The sequence below is a fragment of the Sphingomonas paludis genome (assembly GCF_053502515.1).
In genome coordinates, this window is record NZ_CP187558.1 from 102,026 (window position 1) to 117,985 (window position 15,960).

13 protein-coding genes are annotated in these 15,960 nt (G+C 66.2%); 5 read left to right on the forward strand and 8 right to left on the reverse strand.

Annotation, left to right across the window (positions count from 1 at the left end):
• Positions 1 to 22: 22 nt before the first annotated feature.
• The 3 genes from ACPVPU_RS00475 to ACPVPU_RS00485 form a co-directional block, all read right to left on the reverse strand.
• On the reverse strand, positions 23 to 616 hold the full coding sequence (locus tag ACPVPU_RS00475; RefSeq protein WP_448658947.1) for a hypothetical protein: 594 nt from the start codon (positions 614 to 616) through the stop codon (positions 23 to 25).
• Between the two features lie 92 nt (positions 617 to 708).
• On the reverse strand, positions 709 to 942 hold the full coding sequence (locus tag ACPVPU_RS00480; RefSeq protein WP_448658948.1) for a hypothetical protein: 234 nt from the start codon (positions 940 to 942) through the stop codon (positions 709 to 711).
• 68 nt (positions 943 to 1,010) lie between these two features.
• Complete coding sequence (locus tag ACPVPU_RS00485; RefSeq protein WP_448658949.1) at positions 1,011 to 1,724, reverse strand: helix-turn-helix transcriptional regulator; 714 nt, start codon at positions 1,722 to 1,724, stop codon at positions 1,011 to 1,013.
• A 235-nt stretch (positions 1,725 to 1,959) separates the two neighbouring features.
• On the opposite strand from ACPVPU_RS00485, the gene acnA reads away from it, so the two are divergent.
• Together acnA and ACPVPU_RS00495 are read left to right on the forward strand one after the other, a co-directional pair.
• The gene (gene acnA / locus ACPVPU_RS00490) at positions 1,960 to 4,632 is read left to right on the forward strand and encodes an aconitate hydratase AcnA (RefSeq protein WP_448658950.1); all 2,673 of its coding nucleotides are present in this window, start codon (positions 1,960 to 1,962) and stop codon (positions 4,630 to 4,632) included.
• Between the two features lie 270 nt (positions 4,633 to 4,902).
• Positions 4,903 to 5,316 (forward strand): DUF2147 domain-containing protein, encoded by a 414-nt coding sequence (locus ACPVPU_RS00495; RefSeq protein WP_448658951.1) that lies wholly within the window; start codon positions 4,903 to 4,905, stop codon positions 5,314 to 5,316.
• Positions 5,317 to 5,376: 60 nt separating this feature from the next.
• Here the strand turns inward: ACPVPU_RS00495 and ACPVPU_RS00500 are convergent, their stop codons facing one another.
• Positions 5,377 to 6,243 (reverse strand): S-methyl-5'-thioadenosine phosphorylase, encoded by an 867-nt coding sequence (locus tag ACPVPU_RS00500; RefSeq protein ID WP_448658952.1) that lies wholly within the window; start codon positions 6,241 to 6,243, stop codon positions 5,377 to 5,379.
• 151 nt (positions 6,244 to 6,394) lie between these two features.
• Here ACPVPU_RS00500 and ACPVPU_RS00505 point away from each other — a divergent pair, with 151 nt between their 5' ends.
• Entirely contained in the window at positions 6,395 to 7,831 is a 1,437-nt protein-coding gene (locus ACPVPU_RS00505) for a B12-binding domain-containing radical SAM protein (RefSeq protein WP_448658953.1), read from the forward strand.
• On the opposite strand, the gene ACPVPU_RS00510 is transcribed toward ACPVPU_RS00505, so the two are convergent.
• Entirely contained in the window at positions 7,785 to 8,243 is a 459-nt protein-coding gene (locus tag ACPVPU_RS00510; RefSeq protein WP_448658954.1) for an NIPSNAP family protein, read from the reverse strand. The two genes, ACPVPU_RS00505 and ACPVPU_RS00510, sit on opposite strands and share 47 nt — an antisense overlap.
• Before the next feature lie 121 nt (positions 8,244 to 8,364).
• Here ACPVPU_RS00510 and ACPVPU_RS00515 point away from each other — a divergent pair, with 121 nt between their 5' ends.
• Together ACPVPU_RS00515 and ACPVPU_RS00520 are read left to right on the forward strand one after the other, a co-directional pair.
• A complete protein-coding gene (locus ACPVPU_RS00515) occupies positions 8,365 to 10,752 on the forward strand; it encodes an HAD family hydrolase (protein ID WP_448658955.1) in 2,388 nt (795 codons plus the stop codon).
• An 81-nt stretch (positions 10,753 to 10,833) separates the two neighbouring features.
• Positions 10,834 to 12,591, forward strand: a complete 1,758-nt coding sequence (locus ACPVPU_RS00520) for a diguanylate cyclase domain-containing protein (protein ID WP_448658956.1) — start codon at positions 10,834 to 10,836, stop codon at positions 12,589 to 12,591.
• A 66-nt stretch (positions 12,592 to 12,657) separates the two neighbouring features.
• On the opposite strand, the gene ACPVPU_RS00525 is transcribed toward ACPVPU_RS00520, so the two are convergent.
• Genes ACPVPU_RS00525 through ACPVPU_RS00535 form a run of 3 tightly spaced genes read right to left on the reverse strand, consistent with a single transcriptional unit; the run spans position 12,658 to position 15,910 of the window.
• A complete protein-coding gene (locus ACPVPU_RS00525; protein WP_448658957.1) occupies positions 12,658 to 13,290 on the reverse strand; it encodes an Isoquinoline 1-oxidoreductase subunit in 633 nt (210 codons plus the stop codon).
• Positions 13,287 to 15,440, reverse strand: coding sequence for a molybdopterin cofactor-binding domain-containing protein (locus ACPVPU_RS00530; RefSeq protein WP_448658959.1), 2,154 nt, complete (start codon positions 15,438 to 15,440; stop codon positions 13,287 to 13,289). The genes ACPVPU_RS00525 and ACPVPU_RS00530 overlap by 4 nt, the downstream gene beginning before the upstream one ends.
• Positions 15,437 to 15,910 carry a (2Fe-2S)-binding protein gene (locus tag ACPVPU_RS00535; protein WP_448658960.1) on the reverse strand — a complete coding sequence of 158 codons (474 nt, stop codon included), beginning with the start codon at positions 15,908 to 15,910 and terminating at the stop codon, positions 15,437 to 15,439. The genes ACPVPU_RS00530 and ACPVPU_RS00535 overlap by 4 nt, the downstream gene beginning before the upstream one ends.
• Between the last annotated feature and the right edge of the window lie 50 nt (positions 15,911 to 15,960).

Below are 15,960 nucleotides of genomic sequence, written 5' to 3' on the forward strand. Positions count from 1 at the left end.
CTCGCCGCCGGGGGACGGCGGGTCAGGCCATGCTTTCCGCGATGCCGCCGATCAGCAGCAGGGCGATGGTCGTCGACAACAGGACGATGTTCCGCCGCCGCCGCTTGACGAACAACAGCGCGATCAGCGTGCCGAGGATGCCCAGGCCGCACAGCACGATGATGGTGTCGATCGCCTGGTCCAGCGGCACTTCGGGCGACGGCGCAACCGCCTCCAGCGCCGCCTGACCGATCCAAGTGCCGATATTGGCGGCCAGCAGGCCGCCGATCACCAACCGCTTCTGCCGCTTGTACCATGCATCCAGGTCGATCCGCTCTTCCAGCTCGTCCGGAAAGATCAGTGACGCCGCCAGATAATAGATGCCGACCACCACCAGGATCGCGACCAAGGTCAGGTAATTGGCGCTGAACTGACCCTGCGCATCCCAGGCCATCAACCAGAAACTGGTCAGGTCCAGGATGACCAGCAGGCCCAGCAACGGGGTCAGCCAGCCGATATACACCGCCTCTTCGCCGCGCTTGTATTTCAGCACGCGGGCAAAACCCTGCAGTACTTCGGCAATGGCCAGGCCAAGCAACAGTCCGAACACCGCGAATATCAGATCGAACGACGTCATCCCTGCCTCCCTGCCTGATGCCGCCTTAACAGGCCGCACCGACAGGGGAATAGGGTTGAAATGCGCTCAGCCGATCCCGGAACGGGGCCGGATCAGTCGCCGGTCAGCGAACTGCGCCGGCCGCCGTCATCCTCTTCCTGCGGCCGCCCGCGATCCAGTGTGTCGCTGGGCATCCCGGCATCGCCCGGGCGCTGATGTTCGGTCGAGATATTGGGTGCGCCCTGGGTGGCGTTCGATTTCGCCTTGGTCCGGCTTTCGGTGTTTTCCTGCAGGCTGTCGTGCCCCGGGTTCATCGCTTCGTCCATGGCATCGCGGTCGGTGGGCATGATCTCTCTCCTGTCTGCCTCCTTCCTCAACCCGACAGCATCGCGTCGGGTTCCGCCCGGTGGATGGATCAGAACCGCACCAGCCCCTCGCCCAGCGCACGCACGATCGCGCTGATCCGGTCGTTGACGCCCAGCTTGTCGAACAACCGCCGGACGAACGTATCGACGGTCGCTGGCGAAATGCCCAGGATGACGGCGATGTCGGCATTGGATTTGCCCCGCGCCATCCAGTGCAGCACCTCGCTTTCCCGACCGGACACGCGCACCGGTTCCTCGCCCCGGTCGGTCAACAGCTCGACGACGCGGCGATGACCCATCTGGGCGATGGCCCCCATCCGGCCGATCATCCGCCGGTCGCCCGGCACCAGCTCGCGGTCGAACCCGATGCCGCAATAAGCGTTGCGCCCGTTCGGCCCGAACAGCGGGATGCCCACCCCGGCCGGAATGCCGATGGCCCGGAACGCGTCAACGAACGCCTGTTGCTCGCTGGTCAGCACCTGCGCCGCCAGCGCCGCGTCCCATCGCATCGGGCGACCGGCCTGCATGATGAACTCGGTCACCGGGTCGGTCCGGCGGAAATCGGGATCGCGATACCGTTCGATCCACGGCTCGGGAAAGCCGAACTGCGAAAAAATCACCTTGTCGCCGGTCTGCGATCCAAAGGCCGAGGCGAAATGATAGCTGATCATCGCTGCCCCGCGCGCCAGGATTTCTTCCCGGCAGACGTCGATGACGTGCGTGATGCGGTCGGCGCAGGTGATCCGGTCGATCCAGCTGGCCAAGTGCCACCTCCGGACGGGAAGGATGCCGCCAATCGGCACAAAAAGCCAGCGCTGGATAGGCGCGGGCCAGAATGAATAACGCAATGCACCATCTCGGGCTTTTCCGCCGCCCCATCCCTTGCTATCCGCCCCCAGGTATCGACAGGAATCTCCCAGCGCGGGTGGTGGATGACAGGGAATGGGCGGCCCGCCGCCCCCCGGCCGCCCGGCACAGACATGATTTGGAAGGACGCGCATGACCGCCATCGGCCAGGATACGCTCGGCACCCGTGACAGCCTGACTGTCGGGGGCCAGACCTATCAGTATTTCTCTCTGCCCAAGGCGGCGGCGAAACTGGGCGATATCAACCGCTTGCCCTTTTCGATGAAGGTGCTTCTGGAAAACATGCTCCGGTTCGAGGACGGCGTCACCGTCACGACCCAGGATGCGCAGGCGATCGTCGACTGGCAGCAGAACCCCAATGCGCCGGAACGCGAGATCCAGTATCGCCCGGCCCGCGTGCTGATGCAGGATTTCACCGGCGTGCCCTGCGTGGTCGATCTCGCTGCGATGCGCGATGCGATTACGCGGCTGGGCGGTGACGCGGCCAAGATCAATCCGCTGGTCCCCGTCCATCTCGTCATCGACCACTCGGTCATGGTCGATGAATTCGGCACGCCCAAGGCGTTCGAGGAAAATGTCGAACTCGAATATAGCCGCAACGCCGAACGCTACGAATTCCTGAAATGGGGGTCGAAGGCACTCGACAATTTCAAGGTCGTGCCCCCCGGCACCGGCATCTGCCATCAGGTGAACCTGGAATATATCGCTGACGCCGTCTGGTCGTCGTCCGCCACCGACGGCGCGATGATCGCCTATCCGGACACCTGCGTGGGCACCGACAGCCACACCACGATGGTCAACGGCCTGGGCGTGCTCGGCTGGGGCGTCGGCGGCATCGAGGCGGAAGCGGCGATGCTGGGCCAGCCCGTGTCGATGCTGATCCCCGAAGTCGTCGGCTTCAAGCTGACCGGCAAGCTGCGCGAAGGCATCACCGCGACCGACCTGGTGCTGACCGTCACGCAGATGCTGCGCGCCAAGGGCGTCGTCGGCCGCTTCGTCGAATTCTACGGCCCCGGCCTCGACAGCATGAGCCTGGCCGACCGCGCGACCATCGCCAACATGGCGCCTGAATATGGCGCCACCTGCGGCTTCTTCCCCATCGACGACAAGACGATGGACTATATGCGCCTCACCGGCCGCGACGAGCAGACGGTGGCGCTGGTCGAGGCCTATGCGCGGGCGCAGGGCATGTGGCGCGAGGCCGATGCGGTTGATCCGATCTTCACCGACACGCTCGAACTCGACATGGCCACCGTCACCGCCAGCCTAGCCGGGCCGAAGCGCCCGCAGGACCGGGTCAGCCTGGAAAATGTCGACGACGTGTTCAACGGCGACCTCGCCGCCGTCTATAAAAAGGCCGCGGCCAAGCGCACGCCTGTCGAGGGCCGCGACCATGACATCGGCGACGGCGACGTCGTCATTGCCGCGATCACCTCGTGCACCAACACCTCGAACCCCAGCGTGCTGGTCGCCGCCGGCCTGGTCGCGCAAAAGGCGAACGCGCTTGGCCTGAAGCCAAAGCCCTGGGTCAAGACCTCGCTCGCCCCCGGCAGCCAGGTCGTCACCGATTATCTGGTGAAATCGGGCCTTCAGGCCGATCTCGATGCGCTCGGATTCAACCTGGTCGGCTATGGCTGCACCACCTGCATCGGCAATTCCGGCCCGCTGGCCGAACCGATCAGCAAGGCGATCAACGGCAACAACATCGTCGCTGCATCGGTCCTGTCGGGCAACCGCAATTTCGAGGGCCGCGTGTCGCCCGACGTGCGCGCCAACTTCCTCGCCTCGCCCCCGCTGGTCGTCGCCTATGCGCTGAAGGGCACGGTGACCGAGGACATCACCGAAACCCCGATCGGCGAGGGCACGGATGGCCCGGTCTATCTCAAGGACATCTGGCCGACCAACGAAGAGGTCGCGCTGACCGTCGCCGCCAATATCGATGACGAGATGTTCCGCAGCCGCTACGGCAACGTCTATGCCGGTGACGCGCACTGGCAGAAGATCGGAGTCGAAGGATCGGGCACCTATTCGTGGCGCGCCGGTTCGACCTATATCGCCAACCCGCCCTATTTCGACGGGATGACGATGACCCCGGCCCCGGTCGCAGACATCATCGAGGCAAAGCCGCTCGCGATCCTGGCCGATTCGATCACCACCGATCACATCAGCCCGGCGGGCAGCATCAAGGCGGACAGCCCGGCGGGCCTGTTCCTGCAATCGCATCAGGTGTCGAAGGGGGATTTCAACTCCTATGGCGCGCGCCGCGGCAACCATGAAGTGATGATGCGCGGCACCTTCGCCAATATCCGCATCAAGAACGAGATGGTCCCCGGCATCGAAGGCGGCATGACCCACTATAATGGCGAAGTCATGCCGATCTATGACGCAGCCATGCGGCACAAGGCGGACGGCACCCCGCTGGTCGTCATCGCGGGCAAGGAATATGGCACCGGATCGTCGCGCGACTGGGCGGCAAAGGGCACCAACCTGCTCGGCGTGCGCGCGGTGATCGCGGAAAGCTTCGAGCGCATCCACCGCTCCAACCTGGTCGGCATGGGCGTCCTGCCGCTCCAGTTCGCCGAAGGCACCAGCCGCGAAACCCTGGGTCTGACGGGCGATGAACGCTTCACTATCCGCGGCGTCGCCACCCTGTCGCCGCGCCAGGATGTCGAGGTGATCGTCACCCGCGCGGACGGCAGCAACGCGACCTTCCACGCCAAGTGCCGCATCGATACCGCCAACGAGCTGGAGTATTTCCTGAACGGCGGCATCCTCCACTACGTCCTGCGCAAGCTGGCGGCGTAACCTCCACCGTCACCCCGGCCCCTTCGACGCCGCCTGTGGCGTCGAAGGGGCCGGGGTGACGATCAAAACCACCCGTGCTCCCGCGAAAGCGGGAGCCCAGAGCAGCCAAACCCGACACTCACGCTAGCTCCCGCCTTCGCGGAACACGGATGACTGTGCGGCAGGCCCCGTGCCGCTCATCCAGCGCTAATTGCGCCCTTTTTTCGGCCCGGCCATAATTCCGCCCAACCCCGCTGGCCTAACGCCACTTCATTGGAACGGGAGTGTGCGATGCGTAAGACGATCATGCTGGCCGCGATGGTCCTCGCCACCACCCCCGCGCTCGCCGCCGCACCGACGCCCATCACCGGCCGCTGGCTCACTCCCGGCGGCAAGGCGGTCGTCGAAATCGCGCCCTGCGGCTCGTCACTCTGCGGCCGCATCGCCAAGGTGCTGGACCCGGAGGCGCCAAAGAACGCGCGCGACGCCAACAATCCCGATCCCGCCAAGCGCACCCGCCCGATCGAGGGCATGAACATCCTGACCGGCTTCACCGCAGACAAGGCCGATTGGCGCGGCCAGATCTACGATCCGCGCAGCGGCAAGACCTATCGCTCGATCGTCAAGCGCGCGGGCGCGGGGCTTGAGGTCAAGGGCTGCTGGGGCCCCTTCTGCCAGACACAGAACTGGACTGCGGCGAAATAGGTCGCGCCGGGCCGCTCGATCATTAAAGCCCCTCCCCTTCAGGGGAGGGGCTTTATGCGATCAGCCCAGCACCCGACCCGCCACCGCATCCAGCTTGTCCAGCAGCGCGGGATCCCGCACCTCCGGCGCAGTGATCAGCGCCGCGTCGAGGCACGTGTCGATCGGGCTGGCCGGGCGCACTTCCGGCAGGGCACGGATCAGGTTGACCACCAGCGCGCGCGCTTTTTCGGCATTGGCCGATAGCTGGCGGATGACCGCCGCCACATCCACCGCTTCCTCGCCCTCTCGCCAGCAGTCATAATCGGTCACCATGCCGACCAGCGCATAGGGCAGCTCCGCCTCGCGGCACAGCTTCGCCTCCGGCATCGCGGTCATGCCGATGACGTGACAGCCCCACCCCCGATACAGGTTGCTCTCCGCCCGGGTCGAGAATTGCGGTCCTTCCATCACCAGACAGGTGCCGCCGTCATGCACCTCGGCCCCCGCCGCAACGGCCGCATCGCGGGCAAGCGCGGACAGGCGCGGACAGACGGGATCGGCCATGGAGACATGCGCGACCATGCCCGACCCATAGAAGCTCGACGGACGCCCCCGCGTCCGGTCGATGAACTGGTCGACGATGGTGAACGTGCCCGGCGCGCGCTCCTCCGCCAGCGACCCGACCGAGGAAATCGACAGCACGTCCGTCACCCCCAGCCGCTTCAGCACATCGATATTGGCCCTGGCGTTCAGCTCGGACGGACTGATCCGGTGCCCCCGTCCGTGCCGGGGCAGAAACACGACCTTCACATGGCCGATGCGCCCGACGAACAGTTCGTCCGACGGCTGGCCCCAGGGCGAATGCACCTCCACCCAATGCCCGTCCTCGACCCCCTCGACGCCGTACAGGCCGGAGCCCCCGATGATCCCGATCGTCCAGCCACCCATGCCCGTGCTCCCTTTGACCGGGCGACCCTTAGCCCGCGTCGACCGGACCACCAAGCGCCGTTCGAGCCGATTTCAGCAAAGGTTCATCCGCCCCTCATGCCGCTCATCGCGCCTCCTGACACACCCAGCTCGGAACGAAGGAGGAATGGCCATGCACGTCAAGATGATCCTGCCCGCACTGACCGAGGCAAAGAGCCCGTTCTGGCGTCCGATCAAATATTCGCTGTTTCCGCCGCTCGGCCTTGCCACGCTCGCCGCCCATCTCGCGCCCGAAGATACGGTCGATCTGATCGACGATCATGTCGAGACGCTGTCCACCGATGACTGTCCCGACCTCGTGGTCATCCAGGTCTATATCACCAACGCCTATCGCGCCTATGCGCTGGCCGATCTCTATCGGTCACGCGGATGCCATGTGGCATTGGGCGGCTTGCACGTCACGTCGCTGCCGGACGAAGCCGCCGCCCATGCCGACACGATCTTTGTTGGGCCAGGCGATCAGACCTTTGCGCAATTCCTTGCCGATTTGCGTGCCGGCTGCCCCCGGCCGCGCTATGTCTCGACCGGCGGCCGCACGCTGCATCATATCCCGCCGATCCGTCGCGACCTGATCAAGCGCCACCTTTACCTGGTGCCCAATTCGATCGTCGTCACGCGCGGATGCCCGCAGCACTGCGATTTCTGTTACAAGGACGCGTTCTTCGCAGGCGGTCGTTCCTTCTATGCCCAGCGGGTGGATGAGGCGCTGGCCGAGATCGACCGCCTGCCGGGCCGTCACCTCTACTTTCTGGACGACCATCTGCTCGGCGATCGCCACTTTGCCGAAGGGTTGTTCGAAGGCATGCGCGGCATGGGACGCTTGTTTCAGGGCGCAGCCACGGTCGACAGCGTGCTACGTGGCGACCTGATCGAGCGCGCAGCTTCGGCCGGGCTTCGAAGCCTGTTCGTCGGGTTCGAGACCTTCAGCCCGGAAAATCTTCGCGACAGCAACAAGAAGCAGAACCTTGCCCGCGACTATGCGGCGGTCACACGGCGGCTGAGCGATCTCGGCATCATGATCAACGGGTCGTTCGTTTTCGGCATGGATGCCGATGGTCCAGACGTCTTCGATCGCACGGTCGACTGGGCGGTCCGCCACGGCATCACCACGGCGACCTTCCATATCCAGACGCCCTATCCCGGCACGCGGCTGTACGACCGGATGGTGGCCGAAGGACGCATCACGACCCATGACTGGAACCGCTACGACACCCGCCATGTGGTGTTTCGCCCTGCCCGGCTCACACCGCAGGCGTTGGAACAGGGATATTGGAAGGCCTATGGTGATTTCTACGGCTGGCGGAACATCGCGCGCGGTGCGCTTACCCATTCGGGTGCGAAGCACCGCGCCAAGCACTTCTTCTACGCAGCCGGTTGGAAGAAGTTCGAGCCGCTATGGGACATCGCGATCAAGGCCCGCCGCCTGCGCATAATGACCCCTGTGCTCGAAGCGGTGTTGTCAAAGGTCAGCGGTCGCCGGACCACATTGGCGTCGGATGCGGTCACTCCGCCCCAGCTATCCCCGGCGAATAATCCGTCGCTGTCATGAAGATGCTGTCGATCTTCTTCACCAGCTTGCCGTTTGCTTCCGACGCCTTGGCGACGGTCTGCCATTCGGGATCGGCCACGAACGCCGCCCATGCCGCATCGCGGCTCGCCCGGTCGGGAAAGGCGAGGACATAGACGATCCGCCCCTCCGGCGCATCGGCTGATGGCGCGTCGTTCCAGTATGCGATGTTGTCCATCCCATGCCTGGCAAACAGCTTGGTCGTATGCTGGCGAAACCGGTCGTTCAGCGCGGCGAGCTTGCCCGGCTCCGGATAATAGATGCGCAGTTCGAACAGGCGGGCATCCGCCCCGGCGACCGGCGCGGGCGGCGCCGGAGGCTGAACCTCCTGCGCGGTGGCAATCAGGGACGCAAAGGCCAGCGCGCCGACAAACAGGGGGATCAACCACTTCATGCGCCCGATCCTATCATCCGCTGCGGGTGCGGCAAGCGCCCGGCCGTTAACCATTTGCCAACCCTTCGCGTCAATAAACCATCAACCATGATTTCACTGCGTCCAGACGGGGGATGACGCGATGACGATGAAGCTTCAGGTGCGCGGATATGAACTGCCGGGCCTGATCGACCGGATACCCGATGGGGTAACCACGCTGTCGCTCGACTGCTGGGACACGCTGGTCTGGCGCAACACCCATGCCCCGCGCGACGTGATGGCGGACCTCGGCATCGCCGGCGGGCTAGAGCCGCGCTTCTGGGCGGAAACCGCCTGTCGCCAGATCGTCCGCAATGCCGAGGGCCGCGAAGAAATCGTCATGCGCGACATTTACGGCCGGATGCTGCCCAACGCTGCGCCTGCCGAGATCGAAGCGCTGATCGAGGCGGAGTTGCAGGCGGAGGAGCGCCATGTCTGGGCCTTTACCCCCACCATCGACCTGATGCGCGCCGCCCATGCGCGCGGTCTCAAGATCATCCTGGTCTCCGACATGTATCTGACCGAGGATCAGCTGCGCCGCCTGGTCGCACACGCGGCGGGCGACGACGTGCTGGCACTGGTCGACCGCGTCTTCGTCTCCTCCGCCTATGGTACGCACAAGGCGGGCAAGCTGTTCGACATCGTGCTCGGTGAACTGGGCCTGGGCCCGGACCAGATGTTCCATATCGGTGATAATCCCCGCGCCGACTATGCCCCCGCCGTCAAGCGCGGCATCCCCTGCGCCCACCTCGTCCAGTTCGACAAGTCGGCCGAACAGCGATTGCGACTGGAAAGCGCCGCCGCGACGATGATCGATCCCGCGATGCGCGTCAGCCGTCCCATCCTGCAGCCGCACCGCGCAGCCATCGCGCTGCGCCAGGAAAGCGACCCTGCCTTTGCCCTCGGCCATGACGTGTTCGGCCCCTCGCTCCACGCCTTTGCCCTGTGGCTGCGCCAGGAAATCGACGAAATGGCGGCGCGCACCGGCAAGCGGGTCAAGCCGCTCTTCCTGATGCGCGACGGGTTCCTGCCCTGGAAAGTGTTCGACGCGACCTTTCCCGACTATGGCGCCCAGCCCATCGAGACGAGCCGCTTCGTGTCGATGCGTGCGGGCATCCATGACGATGCCGCCATCGACACCTATGTCCATGAATGGCTGAACCGCATCCCGCCGGAAGCGGTCGCCCGCAACCTGTTGCTGTTCGACAACGAACACAGACCGTTCACCAAAATGGTAAAGGGCGTCGATCCGCGCCCCGGCTTCGTCAAGGCGATCCGCAATCCTGCGCTCCGCAAGAAGATCCTGACCCGCACCCACAAGTTCGCCGACAAGCTCATTGCCCATCTCGCCCGCGCGGGCGTCGAGCATGGCGACGCGGTGATGATGATCGACGTCGGTTATAACGGCACGGTCCAGAACATCCTGACCCCGATGCTTCAGCAGCGCATGGGCCTGACCATCGCCGGCCGCTATCTGTTCATGCGCGAGGAGCAGCTGACCGGGTACGACAAGCGTGGCATGGTCGATATCCGCAACTACGACTTCCGCCTCGTCCAAGCGCTCGGCACCTGCGTCGCCGTCGCCGAACAGCTGTGCAACGTGGCTCAGGGGTCGACCATCGACTATCAGGCGGACGGCACGCCGATCCGGGAAAAGGCGGATATCAAGGGGCAGCAGAACGCAACGCGCGACGCGGTTCAGGCCGGCGCCCTTGCCTATGTCGCCGCCGCCGTCGAGCATCGCGGCCAGCGCGCCCCCGCCGCATCCGACACCGTGGACGCCCGCACCCGCATGGCCGCCGCCGCCATGACGCGCCTGTTCTTCATGCCGACGGGCGAAGAGGCAAAGCTGTTCGAAAGCTTCGATCAGGACGTGAATCTCGGCACCGGCCAGATGCTGAAGTTCGTGGACAAGGACCATGCGCAGACCGGCCTGCGCCGCCGTGGCCTTTCCTACATCAACGAAACCAGCCGCATGTACATCCCAGGCGAGCTGCAGAGCTTCGGCCTGCCGCTCAACCTGTCGCTGTTCGCCGCCAGCCGCTTCGCGCTCGACATCCGCAATTCGGATTTCGAGGTCGGCGGCATCGACATCCCCGTCATCATGACCAGCGCCGATGGGCAACTCGTCATGCCCTTTACTGCCCGGCCGACCGCCGATGGCTGGTACCGGATCGCCGTGCCGATCGGCGCGGGCAAGTTCACCCCGGCCATCCAGTTCGGCACGGTGGCGGAATGGGTCCAGATAGAGGAGGCGAGCTGGCACCGGGTCAGCGATTTCGACGATAACGGCCTGCCAAAGGGCGCTCCGGCCACCACCATCACCGAAGGCATGGGCGAGGCGGACGACGACCTGTATCGCTGCACGCCCGACGGCTTCCTGCTGACCCCGGCACCGGCCATCAAGGAGCCGCTGGTGCTCACCGTCATCTTCCGCCCGGTCAAATGGCGGAAAACCCCCACCGATGCCGCCGACAGCGTCGCAGCCTGAGGCCGTTACGCATACGGAATAAGTAGTCGCCGCAGGCAATTTTTAGGCCGGCGTTTACCACCCTGTTCCTAGGATGCCGGGATGAACAAGGTGTTGCAATCGATCCGGCGCCTTGCGGTCCCGGCAGCCGGTGCCGCCGCCTATTTCCTGCTGGCCGCCGGCACCATCTGGCTGACCAGCGACGGGCGCAATCACGCCGCCGTCTGGCTGGCCGATGCCGTCATCCTGGCGCTGTTGCTGTCGCGCGGGCGGGCACGCTGGCCCGCCATCCTGCTTGCCGGATGGGCTGCCAATCTGGCGGCCAATGCGGTGATGCGCGGCTGGACGCCGGGCATCCTGTTCTACGGCGCGATCAATATGGGCCAGGTGCTGTTCGCCGCCTGGATGCTGGCGCGCCATGTGCGGTCGGGCAGCTTGCTGGCCGATGCCGAAACCCTGACACGGTTCATCCTGTGGGCGGGCATCGTCGCGCCGGTCGCCGGCGCGGCCGCAGGGGCCACGGTCAGCGCGTTCAGCTTCGATCAGGCCTTTGGTCCATCCTTCCTGCGCTGGGCGTTCAGCAACAGTCTGGGCCTGTTGGTGATGACGCCGTTCATCGGCGCGCTGATCGCTGGCGATCCGGCGCGTTGCTGGCAAAGCGGAACCGTGCGCGAGCGGGCGGAAACGCTCGGGCTGCTGGCCCTGCTCGGCGGATGCGCCTGGGCCGTGTTCTTTGCATCGCCCCATCCCTTGCTGTTCGTGCCCTTCCTGCCGCTGCTGCTGATCGCCTTCCGTTCGGGGCGGCTGGCCGCGCAGACCGGGGTGATGGTGGTCGCCTTGGTCGGCGCGCTGGCAACCGCAATGGATCAGGGACCCCTGTTCCGCGAATTCGGGCATAGCGACGACGCGGTCTTTGCCCTGCAATTCTATCTGCTCAGCCTGTCGCTGACCGGATTGCCCGTCGCGGCGGTGGTCGGCGCCCGGCGCGATGCGCTGGCCGCGCTTCGCCAGCGCAAGGAAAGCCTGAAGCTGGTCATGGCCCACTCCATCGACGGGATGCTCGATTACGACGATCGGGGCATCTGCCAGTCGGCGCATGGCGCGACCGAAGGGTTGCTTGGCCGCCAGCCCCAGGCCCTGGTCGGAACGCCGCTGACGGCGCTCGACCCGACCATGGCCGAATCGCTCGACAATGGCTGGGCGCAGGCTTTGGCCACCGACACGGTCCAGCGACTGGAAATCCAGCCGCCCGACCGACGCGGCATGACGGTCGAAGTCGCGCTGAAAGCGGTCTGGTCCGACCAGCGGCTGGTGGGCGTGGTCGCCACCATCCGCGACGTATCCGACCGCAAGGCGCGGGAGATCGAACTGGCGCGTGCGGCGGAAACCGATCCGCTGACCGGCCTGTTCAACCGGGCGGGCTTCGACCGGCACCTGCAACAGCGGCTGACCAATGGTCTTGCTCCGGTCACGCTGGCGCTGATCGATGTCGACCGGTTCAAGAGCGTGAACGACAGTTTCGGCCACCAGGTCGGGGACGATGTGTTGCGCGAAGTCGCCCGGCGGCTAAAGGACGGGACGCGCCCCGACGATCTTGTCGCCCGGCTGGGCGGCGACGAATTCGTCATTTTGTTCGCCTGTGGCGGATCGGCGGCGCGGATGGCGTGCGAACGCATTACCGAATCCGTGGCCCGCGCACCGGTGCACAAGGATCGCGGCACCGCCGTGCTCGGCTCGATCAGCTGCGGCGTCGCCCCGCATCGTCCGGGGCAGACCGGCCTTGATCTGATGCGCGAAGCTGACCGGGCGCTCTACGCCGCGAAGCGGGAGGGACGGAACCGGGTTCGCACCGCGGCGTAACCCGGTATCGGGCGTACCCTGCCTCTGAACCCCGCCACGCTCAGCGGGGTCCAGCGGCATAGTGCGCTATGCCGGGCACTTCGCGCCGCTTTCCACCCATGCCCGGGTCAGTTCCCCGAACTCGGCCTGCGTCCCCGGGGCAGGCGTCCGGCCCTTGCCGGGGGCCCAGCCCCATCCGACCAGCCCGTCCTCAGCATTATGTTCGATCAGCGCGGCCAGCGTCTTGCCCCCGTTGCGCTTCGGGTCCTTCAACTGCTCGCAGATTTCGCGCAGGGACTTGCCCTCCCACGCCATGCTGGCCGGGGCCAGATGCCATTCGGGATGGCCGGGGATCGATCCCTTGCCGTTGGCATAGGCGACGTTTTCCGGCCCGTGACAGGTGGAACATTCCATCCCCGTCAGCCCATGCCCGTCCTTGCCCCGCTCGACCGGCGGCATGTGGAACCGGCCTTCGTCGCCCTGCAGCGGCGAATCGGTGCGCGGGTGGCAGTTCACGCAGCGCGGATGCTGCAGCACCTTGCCCATCTCGGCAAAGATCGCCGCCGACCGCGCATCGCGGTTGCCGATGTTGGCAAAGGAGGCCACTGGCTTCAGGCTCGCCGTCCCGTCCTGGGCGCCACTGGCCCAGATCGCGGCCGGCACCGCCAGCGCCGCCAATCCCAGCGCTGCCCAGCCAGCCCTGTTCCCCGTCCCCATCATGCATTGTCCTTATGAGCGAAGGGCAGGCGGCGCACCGCCTTGCCGGTCAACTTGCGCCAGGCATTGGCGACCGCCGGGGCCGATGGCGGCACGCCCGGTTCGCCCACGCCGGTCGGATCGACGCTGGACTTGACGATATCGACCTCCACCTCGGGCATCTCACCGATGCGAAGTGACCGGTAGCCGTCGAAATTGCCCTGCTCGACGATACCGCCCTCGGCAATCGTCACCTCGGCATAGAGCGCGTGGCCGATGCCGAACCCGATGCCGCCCTCCATCTGCGCACGGATGACATTGGGGTTGACCGGCACGCCGCAATCGACCGCGCACCACACCTTGTGCACGCGGGGCAGACCGTCCTTGCCCTTCGACACCTCGGCCACCTGCGCGACATAGCTGCCGAAACTCTTGTGCACGGCGACGCCCAGCGCCCGGTCCGCGCCTCGCGCCCGGCCCCAGCCCGAACGCTCGGCCACCCGGGTCAGCACGCCCTTGGCCCGCGGATCCTTCAGCAGCGCCAGCCGCCCCTCGACCGCATCCTTGCCGCCCATCGCCAGCAACTCGTCCAGGAACGTCTCGCCCGCATAGGCGGTATGGGTATGCCCGACCGATCGCCACCACAGCGTCGGCACCCCGTTCTGCATCACATGATAGGACAGGCGCGCATTGGGGATGGCGTAATTCTCCGGCCCCGATCCCTCGAACAGCGTCTCGTCCTCCTTCATGCCCAGCGTGTCCGCCATCGGCGTGCCCAGCATGAAGGATTGGGCGGCGATCACCTGATCCCAGCCGACCACATTGCCGCCCGCATCGACCATCCCGGTCAGCTTGTGGACGGTCAGAGGGCGATAACGTCCGCCGCGAATGTCGTTTTCCCGTGTCCACACATGCTTCACCGGCACCGGCTCGCCATAAGCCTTGGCGGCCATCGCCGCCTCGACGGCAAAGCCCATGTCCGGCTCGGCCCGCCTGCCGAAACTGCCGCCCGCATATTGCTGGTGCAGCGTCACCTTGTCCGGGGACAGGCCAAGCACCGCGCCGATTGCCGACATCTCGCCGACCTGGAACTGGCTGCCCATCCACACATCGGCCTTGCCGTCCTGGGCATGGACGATTGCGTCCAGCGGCTCCATCGGCGCGTGCGCCAGGAATGGAAAGACATAGTTCGCCTCGACCGTCCGCGCACCGCTGGCCGCCGCATTCAAGTCGCCGCGCGTCTCCTTGGCCACAACCGTGCCGGTCCTGGCCGCCGCCTCGACATAGGTCTTCACCATCGCCGCGCAGGACCGCGTCTCCGCCTTGGCCATGTCCCACTCAGCCTTCAGCGCCGCGCGCCCCTTCTGCGCGGCATGGAAGCTGTCGGCATAGACGACCACGCCGCGCGGAATGGCCTTCACCGCGCGCACGCCGGGCACCGCCAGCGCGGCGGCATCGTCCACCGACTTCAGCGTGGCACCAAAAGCGGGCGGGTGCAGGATCGCGGTCTGCACCATGCCTGGCTGTTTCAGGTCCATGGTAAAGCGCGCCGACCCGTCGGTCTTGATCGCGCTGTCCACCTTGGGCACGTCGGTGCCGATCAGCGTCCATTGATCGGGCGTCTTCAGCACCGGCTTTTCCGGCGGGGTCAGCCTGGCCGCGTCCGCCACCAGCTCGCCGAACGTCGCCCGCTTGCCTCCTGCGCTCACCACGCCCTTCGCCACGCTGACCGCATCGGCCTTCACGCCCCAGCGCCGCGCCGCCGCTTCGACCAGCATCGCTCGCGCCGATGCGCCCGCAGTGCGCATCTGCACCCAGCTATTGGCCATCGCGGTCGATCCGCCCGTACCCATCGTGCCGAAGAACAGGTTCTTGTACAGGGGGTCGTTGGCCGGGGCCATTTCGATCCGCATCTGGCCCCAATCGGCATCCAGCTCGTCCGCCACCAAAGTCGCCAGCCCGGTCGCCGGACCCTGGCCGAACTCGATATGCTTGATGACGACCGTGACGCTGTTGTCCGGCGCGATCTTCACGAACGCATTGGGCTGCATCGCCTGTGCCGCCGCCGGGCCAGCCGCCGCGCGCGCGCCCTTGCCGCCCATCGGCAGCGCCATGCCGATGACCAGCGCCCCGCCGGTCAGGAACCCGCGCCGCGTCGGCGTCACCGCGTTCATGCCACCGCTCCTTCGCCCAGCTTTGCCGATGCGTCCTTGATCGCCTGGCGGATACGGACATAGGTGGCGCAGCGGCAGATATTGCCCGCCATTGCCCCGTCAATGTCGGCATCGGTCACGCTGGGCTTGGCGGCCAGCAGCCCGATGGCGCTCATCACCTGTCCCGACTGGCAGAACCCGCATTGCGGCACGTCGATCGCGGTCCATGCGGCCTTCACCGCCTCCGCCACCGGTCCCTCGACCCCTTCGATCGTCGTCACCGCGCGGCCAGCGACGAACTTGACCGGCGTGACGCAGGACCGGCGCGGCTTGCCGTCCAGATGCACCGTGCACGCCCCGCACTGGGCGACGCCGCAGCCATATTTGGTGCCGGTCAGCGCCATCTCGTCGCGCAGCACCCACAGCAGGGGAGTATCGGGATCGCCGTCATGGGCGATGCTTCGCCCGTTCAGCGTGAATTCGGTCGCCATGGCCCTGCTCCCTTGCCCCGTTCGCTGCCCAGCATAGGGGTTTCCCGCAG

Excerpts from the sequence above, each read along its gene's own strand:
- ACPVPU_RS00480 (WP_448658948.1), bottom strand. The coding sequence starts at position 942 with ATGCCCACCGACCGCGATGCCATGGACGAAGCGATGAACCCGGGGCAC.
- ACPVPU_RS00525 (WP_448658957.1), bottom strand. The coding sequence starts at position 13,290 with ATGATGGGGACGGGGAACAGGGCTGGCTGGGCAGCGCTGGGATTGGCG.
- ACPVPU_RS00515 (WP_448658955.1), top strand. The coding sequence starts at position 8,365 with ATGACGATGAAGCTTCAGGTGCGCGGATATGAACTGCCGGGCCTGATC.
- ACPVPU_RS00530 (WP_448658959.1), bottom strand. The coding sequence starts at position 15,440 with ATGAACGCGGTGACGCCGACGCGGCGCGGGTTCCTGACCGGCGGGGCG.
- ACPVPU_RS00500 (WP_448658952.1), bottom strand. The coding sequence starts at position 6,243 with ATGGGTGGCTGGACGATCGGGATCATCGGGGGCTCCGGCCTGTACGGC.
- ACPVPU_RS00495 (WP_448658951.1), top strand. The coding sequence starts at position 4,903 with ATGCGTAAGACGATCATGCTGGCCGCGATGGTCCTCGCCACCACCCCC.
- acnA (WP_448658950.1), top strand. The coding sequence starts at position 1,960 with ATGACCGCCATCGGCCAGGATACGCTCGGCACCCGTGACAGCCTGACT.
- ACPVPU_RS00505 (WP_448658953.1), top strand. The coding sequence starts at position 6,395 with ATGCACGTCAAGATGATCCTGCCCGCACTGACCGAGGCAAAGAGCCCG.
- ACPVPU_RS00475 (WP_448658947.1), bottom strand. The coding sequence starts at position 616 with ATGACGTCGTTCGATCTGATATTCGCGGTGTTCGGACTGTTGCTTGGC.
- ACPVPU_RS00535 (WP_448658960.1), bottom strand. The coding sequence starts at position 15,910 with ATGGCGACCGAATTCACGCTGAACGGGCGAAGCATCGCCCATGACGGC.
- ACPVPU_RS00510 (WP_448658954.1), bottom strand. The coding sequence starts at position 8,243 with ATGAAGTGGTTGATCCCCCTGTTTGTCGGCGCGCTGGCCTTTGCGTCC.
- ACPVPU_RS00520 (WP_448658956.1), top strand. The coding sequence starts at position 10,834 with ATGAACAAGGTGTTGCAATCGATCCGGCGCCTTGCGGTCCCGGCAGCC.